Genomic DNA, 5799 nt, shown 5'->3' with positions numbered 1-5799 from the left:
GGTGAGGCCTTGGGGGGCGTCGGGGTCGGGGGTGGGCATCCGGCGCCTCCTCGCTGGTTACCGTCTGTTGTGCTTTGATGGTAACCGTGGTGTACAGGTAGGCGGACGGGTGAGGCCCGCCGTTCCCGATGGGCGTCTGGGAATGGCGGGCCTCTGGCGTATCGCGGCTGGCTAGGGCACGGGCCATCCCGTGCAGGCGGGGTTCTCCAGGCACTCGTCCAGTGATTCCCGGTTCGCGGCGTTCCGTTGCGCGAGTGCTTCGGCGTACATGTCCGCCTGACCGGGCAGGTTCCCGCACTCGTCTGGTGTGGCAGGCTCCGCGTCCGGGTCGTAGCCGTCGGCCGTCATCAACGCCAGCCACGCTTTCACGCACGCCTGCTTTGCCTCCGCTTCCGACAGCGACGGGGAGGTGGTGACTGTGGCGGTGACCGTCTTCGTCGGCTCCTCGCCTCCGTCGGAGCAGCCTGCGAGGGCGAGGCAGGCGGCGGCGAGCAGGGTGGTGGTGGCGTGGCGCATGGGTCCCCCAAGGTGGTGTCGCGGGTGGGGGACGATATCGGATGTGCGCACCGTGTGAAGGCGGAATGGCCTGAGGCTCTCTTCCCCTGGTGGCGGGGAGGAGAGCCTCATGCATGCGGGCGGGGTCAGGTGAGTTGCTGTGCGCTGATCAGCGGGTGGGGTTCGAGGGACACCCAGTCGCAGCCGCCGTGCGCGTGGACCGCGCCGCTTTCCTCGTCCTGCCACGCGTTGTCGAGGTCGAACGGAATCTGTTGGGCGGCTGCGACGAACGGGCCCTTGGCGGCTTCCTTCGTCGTGTAGACGCCGAGGACTGTGCCGCCTTCGTGGTCTTCTCCGGTGGCGAGGACCCAGACGATCGGTCCGGTCGGCTGCTGGCGGTGGGCGAGCTCGGTCATGGGGTTCTCCTGTCGGGTCGGGTCAGGCGGTCAGGGCGATGACGGCAGGCACAAACGTGCGCACCAAATCCATCGGGACGATCTCCCCGCAATCCACGAGATAGCAGTCCCAGACTGCGGCGCGCCCCACCCCGGCAAGCGCGACGATCCCGCCGTCGGCGTCGAACTCCCACTCGTCGCTCACCGTCTGGTCGGTGTGGCTGCCGCGAATGTCGACGAGGAGACCGCCGGGGTGGCGGACCAGGAAATGCAGGGGCAGCCCATCGCAGTGGCCGACTTCAACGATCGGCCATCCGGTGACGTCGTGGACGGCGATGGCGAGGCCAGCGCAGGCGCCGCGGGTGAATGCTTCGATGGCGTCGGGGGTGATGGTGCCGGGGGTGAGATGCCAGCGCACGGGTTGGTGTCTCCTTGAGTTGGACGCGGGCGGCGACGGGGTGCAGGACGGTGGCCGGGGCTACTCGATCAGGCCCGGCACCCAGTCGGGTACGTCGGCGATCAGGGTCAGTTGGTCTTCGCTGTAGCCGCGGATCGATCCGGACGAGTCGCCGTCGAGGAGGACTCCGATGTCACCCCAACTGTCGGCGGGGAAGATGACGGTGCCGAACGCTCCGGCTGGTGCGAAGGCGTCGATGATGGTGACGTCGCCGATGACGCCGAATTCGGCGGTGGTGCGGATGCGCTGGCCGAACGTGAAGTTGGTTCAGGCGGCCTCCTGGTAGGTGGAGGCGAGGAGGTGGCGGGTGCCCTTGTAGCTGGTGAGGCCCGCGTACAGCGCCTCGTCGATGGGGCCGTAGGCGTAGACGTGGTTCCACTTGCCGGTCGTGCGGTGCTGTGCCCACACGCGGATCGGGCTGGTGCCGTGCTGCGCCCGGTAGGCCTTGGCGCAGTGCCGGCCGAGCCAGGACACCTTGCCGTCGGGGAGGTCCGCGCCGCCGATGCGCTGAAGGAAGCCGGTGATGAGGATGAGCCTGCCGGCTTCGACTGCGGCGGCGATGTGGCCAGAGAGGGTGCGGTAGCCGAGGGCGCGGCTGGTGTGGGTGGCGGTGCGAAGGGTGTTGCGGCGGGTGCGGGTGGCGGCGGTCATCTGGGCTCTCCCTGGGGCGGTTCTGCTGGTTGAGGTGAGGGCCGGGGCAGGGCGCGGTGAGGGGCGCCCTGCCCCGGCGGGTCAGATCCCGGCGGCGTTGCAGTAGTGGGCGATGACGGCCTGGCCGGTGCCGATGATGGCTTCCTTGGCGGTGGCGCCGTTGCTGATGCGGCGGGTGAGGGAGGCGCGGATGGTGTCGAGGACTTCGTCGCGGGTCATGCGGGCGCCGACTTCTTCGAGGTTGTGGCCGGGGTGGTTGCCGGCGGCAATGACGCGGGTGGCGTAAGCGGCGATGGTGGCGACGGCGTCTTCGATGTTGCGGATGGTGATGGTCTTGTTCTGCATTGCTGCCCCCTCGGTGCGGCGTTCCCTTATGACTACAAGGTATGCCTACGCCGTTCTCATGTCAACCGTGTAGGCACATTGCGTCTGCCTACAGTGGTGGCATACTGGGGTCATGTCAGACCACTACCAAGAGCAGCTCGAAGAAGTCCGCGCCATCGCGCGCCGGATCAAGGAACGCGAGAGCCAGAACGACGAGGACCGCGACCGCATCCGCGCCCTCATCCCGCGACTCTTCCCCGAGCCCAAGCCGTACCCGCGCGGCCGACTCAGCGAAGTCGTCGAAGCCACCGGCTACACGCGCGAGTACGTCGCCCGCATCCGCGACGGGAAGGTGAAGCCGTCATGACCACGCGCACCACTTGGGCGCGCAACACCAAGCCGGAAGTCCCCTGTGTAGGCGACAACGCGCCGCGAGCCTGCCGCCATAGGCACCGCCGCTACGGCATGACCTGCGCCGACTACGCCGCTCTCCTCCGGCGGTCCGGCGGCAAGTGCGAGATCTGCCGGGTGCCCGGCATCGAGACGAGCCACGGCTACCTCGTGATCGACCACGACTACGCCTACGGCTTCAGCGGCGGCGCGGTGCGCGGTCTGCTGTGCTCGCCGTGCAACACCCGGATCGCGTACCCGACGAACGGTGCGCACGCCGAGGCCAAGGCGCAGTACCTTGCGAGCCCCTGGCACCTAGAGCGCCCGGCGCCCAGCGAGGAGACCACCCGATGAGCGAGACCGAGGCCCTGCGCGCGGCCCTGCGCGAGGAACTGTCGTACCTCTGGACTGACCTCCAGACCGCCCGCCGCGACGCCTACAAAGGCGGCTGGTCGATGCAGTGCGACTGGATCGTCGAACGCATCAAGACGATCACCCCGCTCGTCGGCCCCACCCCGTGGACCGAACTCGACATCCAACTGATCGAGGACGGCGTGTACCAGCGCATCCACCAGGAGATCGGGGTGGACGCGCCGTACGACGAAGACGGAGTACGCCAGCACCGGGCCCGGCTGAACGCGAGCACACGCGGCCTGTAGCCCACCGCATGACGAAGGCCCCGCACCGTTTCCGGGCGGGGCCTCACGTGCGGCGGCGCCCCAATCCGAAGACAGGAGCGCCGCCACCAGATCGACTGCTGGCGGGAAGGCCGTCGCAGCTCGGCCAGCCCGCTGCGTGCTGCGAACACGCAGTTGTGCCCCCGCAGCCGATCCGGCCTCCGACCGTAGACCCGCACCCGCGTGGCGTCAGTCACCCGAACGAGTGAAGGCCCCGCTAGGACGGGGGGACCTAGCGGGGCCAATGCCGGGCACTACCCGGCGCGAGACACCAGTGTGGCAGGCCGGCTACTCCTGCGTCTCCTCTTGCGGAGTGCCGGGAACAGGCTTGTCCGGGGTCGGGAAGTAGCCGCCGCGGGATGCCTGGTAGGTGGTCTCGTGGCCTTGCAGCCGCGGGTCGTCGGGCTCGGGGTTCTTGGTCCAGCCGAGTGCCATGATGTTGGTTCTCCTGTCTCGTCGAGATGGGTGGACCGGCGCGGCCGATGTCTTGGCGGATGGCGGCCGCGCCGGGGTCTATGAGGTGGTCAGCCGTCGCTCGGATCGGGTGTCTCGGCGACCTTGAGGTTCGGCCGGTACTTACGGATCCGGCCGATCCGCTCCTTCGCAAAGTCCGGCGCGTTGGTCGAGAACTCGTCGAGGAACGTCCCGTCCTCATCGGTCACGCGGTAGCGGATGAACTCCATGAGGGATCCCTTCAGATCGGTCAGCGGCCCCAGCAGTTCGCCAGGACCAGCGCGAGCATGAACGCGACAAACAGACAACTTCCGTCCGGGAGAATCCCGTCGCCGCGCGCCGCCGAATGAACCCGCCGTACGCCGTCCCCCGCGGCCGGCCGGAGTCCTCCGTGCGCGTCGTGGCGGTGCGCCAAAAGGTCGTCCTCGGCGTCGGCCTGGCGGTCGCGGCGGGCGGGTGAGACGGCCTGGCAGTGGGCGCACCAGTACTCGTACGGCATCGGGTCTCCGGGCGGTTCAGGGTTTCTTCAGCGAGTGCGCGCGGTGCCGATCAGCCGGGTCGGTGATGATCGTCATCCCCTCTCGGGACTCCACCCGCAACTCGTTGTTGGCGTTGGCGTTGGCTGCGTTGGTGCAGGTCAACGAACCAACGGCAGGGCTGTCGAGGGCAGGGGGGAGGGGCGGCAGATCGTGCCGGTGGACGCCGGGCCCGTTCCCGCCCGCCGTGCGCACCCCGTCCCGCACCCGTATGCCGGCCTCGGAGAGCACCTCGCGGACGGCCCGCGTGTCGGCCGCTTGGAGGGGCTGGCGGAGGGCGGTGAGGAGGATGCCGCGGTCGTCGCCGATGAGGTCGCGGACCAGGTCTGTCACGTCCTGCGGATCCGGCCCGGCGGGCTCCTCCCCCGTGGGTTCGTCGTCGTCTTCCTCGTCGTCGTGCCTGGCCTCCTTGGGGGCGTGCATCCATGCGGCTGTGCAGGCGACGGCGAGGCCGTAGGGGATCCAGGTCCGGTACCGGTTCGCGGCGTACAGCAGGACAGCGGCGGCGATGAGGACGGTCTTCCAGCCGAAGCGGGCGATCAGGCGCAGCAGGAGGATGCGGAAGCCGTCGCCGAGTGGCCCGGTGAGGGCGAGCACGGCGCGGACACGGTCGGCAAGGGCGCGCATCAGGACACCTGCGTTCCGAGGTTTGCGATCGCCTTCGCGACCTGCCCCCACACCCCGCCGGCGCCGGATGCCGCGTACCAGAAGACGATGCCGAGGATGGCGACCTGCTTCGTGGTCAGCTTCTTGAACCCGATGACGATGGCCAGGGTGAGTGCGACGGCCGCCATCGTCACACCTGGCACGAGGCCGCGGGCTGCGGTGAGGCCGCCGTTGACGAGGTCGGGGATGATCGCGAACACTCCGCCAGCCGCGTAGTACGACGATCCGGCGAGCATGCCGAGGACGAGGCAGGGCCACCAGCCGAGGGGTTTGACCTTGCCTCCGCCTTTGATGCCGACGAGGAGCAGCACGGTGAGGGCGACGGCGAGGCCGACGATGCCGAGGTTGCCGAACACGCTGGTCACGACGGGTTCCTTCAGGATGTGGGGGCGTACAGGAGTACGCCGACGGCGATGGAGGAGACGGGGACGGCGGCGCACCAGGCGAAGGGCCACGCCCAGGTGCGGGAGCGCCGGTACAGGCCGAGGATGCAGGCGCCGAGGCCGTACAGGACCCACGCTGTGGGGGTGGTCCAGTTGCCGGCGGCGTACCAGGCGGCGGTGTCGGTGGCCCAGCCGACCCAGCCGAGCGGCCAGCCGACGGCTGCTGCGGTGGCGTGGCGGATGAGCCAGCGCATCCGGCGCGGAACGTTGTCCCAGGCGTCGAGGAGGGACTGCCGGGCGGCCTCTCGCTCCTGCTTGCGGGCGGCCGGGTGTCGGGTCTCGGTGTGGGGCCTGGCTCTTATAAACATATCC

14 protein-coding genes and 1 pseudogene are annotated in these 5799 nt (G+C 69.4%); 4 read left to right on the top strand and 11 right to left on the bottom strand.

Annotation, left to right across the window (positions count from 1 at the left end; genetic code table 11):
- Window positions 1-171 precede the first annotated feature (171 nt).
- The 3 genes from P1P70_RS39180 to P1P70_RS39170 form a co-directional block, all read right to left on the bottom strand.
- Window positions 172-516, bottom strand: coding sequence for a hypothetical protein (locus P1P70_RS39180; protein ID WP_319246333.1), 345 nt, complete (start codon window positions 514-516; stop codon window positions 172-174).
- A 125-nt stretch (window positions 517-641) separates the two neighbouring features.
- Window positions 642-911: a hypothetical protein gene (locus P1P70_RS39175; RefSeq protein ID WP_319246330.1), complete on the bottom strand. Its 270-nt coding sequence runs from the start codon at window positions 909-911 to the stop codon at window positions 642-644.
- Window positions 912-933: 22 nt separating this feature from the next.
- Window positions 934-1308: a hypothetical protein gene (locus P1P70_RS39170; RefSeq protein ID WP_319246327.1), complete on the bottom strand. Its 375-nt coding sequence runs from the start codon at window positions 1306-1308 to the stop codon at window positions 934-936.
- A gap of 169 nt (window positions 1309-1477) precedes the next feature.
- On the opposite strand from P1P70_RS39170, the gene P1P70_RS39165 reads away from it, so the two are divergent.
- Complete coding sequence (locus tag P1P70_RS39165; protein ID WP_319246324.1) at window positions 1478-1633, top strand: hypothetical protein; 156 nt, start codon at window positions 1478-1480, stop codon at window positions 1631-1633.
- On the opposite strand, the gene P1P70_RS39160 is transcribed toward P1P70_RS39165, so the two are convergent.
- The gene (locus P1P70_RS39160; RefSeq protein WP_319246321.1) at window positions 1615-1998 is read right to left on the bottom strand and encodes a hypothetical protein; all 384 of its coding nucleotides are present in this window, start codon (window positions 1996-1998) and stop codon (window positions 1615-1617) included. The genes P1P70_RS39165 and P1P70_RS39160 overlap by 19 nt on opposite strands.
- Window positions 1999-2079: 81 nt before the next feature.
- Window positions 2080-2343, bottom strand: coding sequence for a hypothetical protein (locus tag P1P70_RS39155; RefSeq protein WP_319246318.1), 264 nt, complete (start codon window positions 2341-2343; stop codon window positions 2080-2082).
- A 112-nt stretch (window positions 2344-2455) separates the two neighbouring features.
- Between P1P70_RS39155 and P1P70_RS39150 the strand changes: the two genes are divergently transcribed.
- The 3 genes from P1P70_RS39150 to P1P70_RS39140 are packed head-to-tail and all read left to right on the top strand — an operon-like array spanning window position 2456 to window position 3371.
- The gene (locus P1P70_RS39150; RefSeq protein ID WP_319246315.1) at window positions 2456-2689 is read left to right on the top strand and encodes a hypothetical protein; all 234 of its coding nucleotides are present in this window, start codon (window positions 2456-2458) and stop codon (window positions 2687-2689) included.
- Window positions 2686-3066, top strand: coding sequence for an endonuclease domain-containing protein (locus tag P1P70_RS39145; protein ID WP_319246313.1), 381 nt, complete (start codon window positions 2686-2688; stop codon window positions 3064-3066). Before P1P70_RS39150 ends, P1P70_RS39145 begins: the two co-directional genes overlap by 4 nt.
- Entirely contained in the window at window positions 3063-3371 is a 309-nt protein-coding gene (locus tag P1P70_RS39140; protein WP_319246311.1) for a hypothetical protein, read from the top strand. The genes P1P70_RS39145 and P1P70_RS39140 overlap by 4 nt, the downstream gene beginning before the upstream one ends.
- A 306-nt stretch (window positions 3372-3677) precedes the next feature.
- On the opposite strand, the gene P1P70_RS39135 is transcribed toward P1P70_RS39140, so the two are convergent.
- From P1P70_RS39135 to P1P70_RS39110, 6 genes and pseudogenes are all read right to left on the bottom strand, one after another.
- Window positions 3678-3824, bottom strand: a complete 147-nt coding sequence (locus P1P70_RS39135; RefSeq protein ID WP_319246309.1) for a hypothetical protein — start codon at window positions 3822-3824, stop codon at window positions 3678-3680.
- A gap of 89 nt (window positions 3825-3913) precedes the next feature.
- Window positions 3914-4072, bottom strand: a complete 159-nt coding sequence (locus P1P70_RS39130; RefSeq protein WP_319246306.1) for a hypothetical protein — start codon at window positions 4070-4072, stop codon at window positions 3914-3916.
- A 20-nt stretch (window positions 4073-4092) separates the two neighbouring features.
- A complete protein-coding gene (locus tag P1P70_RS39125; RefSeq protein ID WP_319246303.1) occupies window positions 4093-4341 on the bottom strand; it encodes a hypothetical protein in 249 nt (82 codons plus the stop codon).
- Window positions 4342-4357: 16 nt separating this feature from the next.
- Window positions 4358-5005, bottom strand: a complete 648-nt coding sequence (locus tag P1P70_RS39120) for a hypothetical protein (RefSeq protein WP_319246300.1) — start codon at window positions 5003-5005, stop codon at window positions 4358-4360.
- Entirely contained in the window at window positions 5005-5409 is a 405-nt protein-coding gene (locus tag P1P70_RS39115; RefSeq protein WP_319246297.1) for a hypothetical protein, read from the bottom strand. The genes P1P70_RS39120 and P1P70_RS39115 overlap by 1 nt, the downstream gene beginning before the upstream one ends.
- 11 nt (window positions 5410-5420) lie before the next feature.
- Window positions 5421-5799, bottom strand: a pseudogene (locus P1P70_RS39110) (hypothetical protein); the annotation flags it as partial.

Source organism: Streptomyces sp. MB09-02B (genome assembly GCF_033794485.1).
Lineage (GTDB): Bacteria > Actinomycetota > Actinomycetes > Streptomycetales > Streptomycetaceae > Streptomyces.
This window is presented reverse-complemented; position numbering and strand designations above follow the sequence as displayed.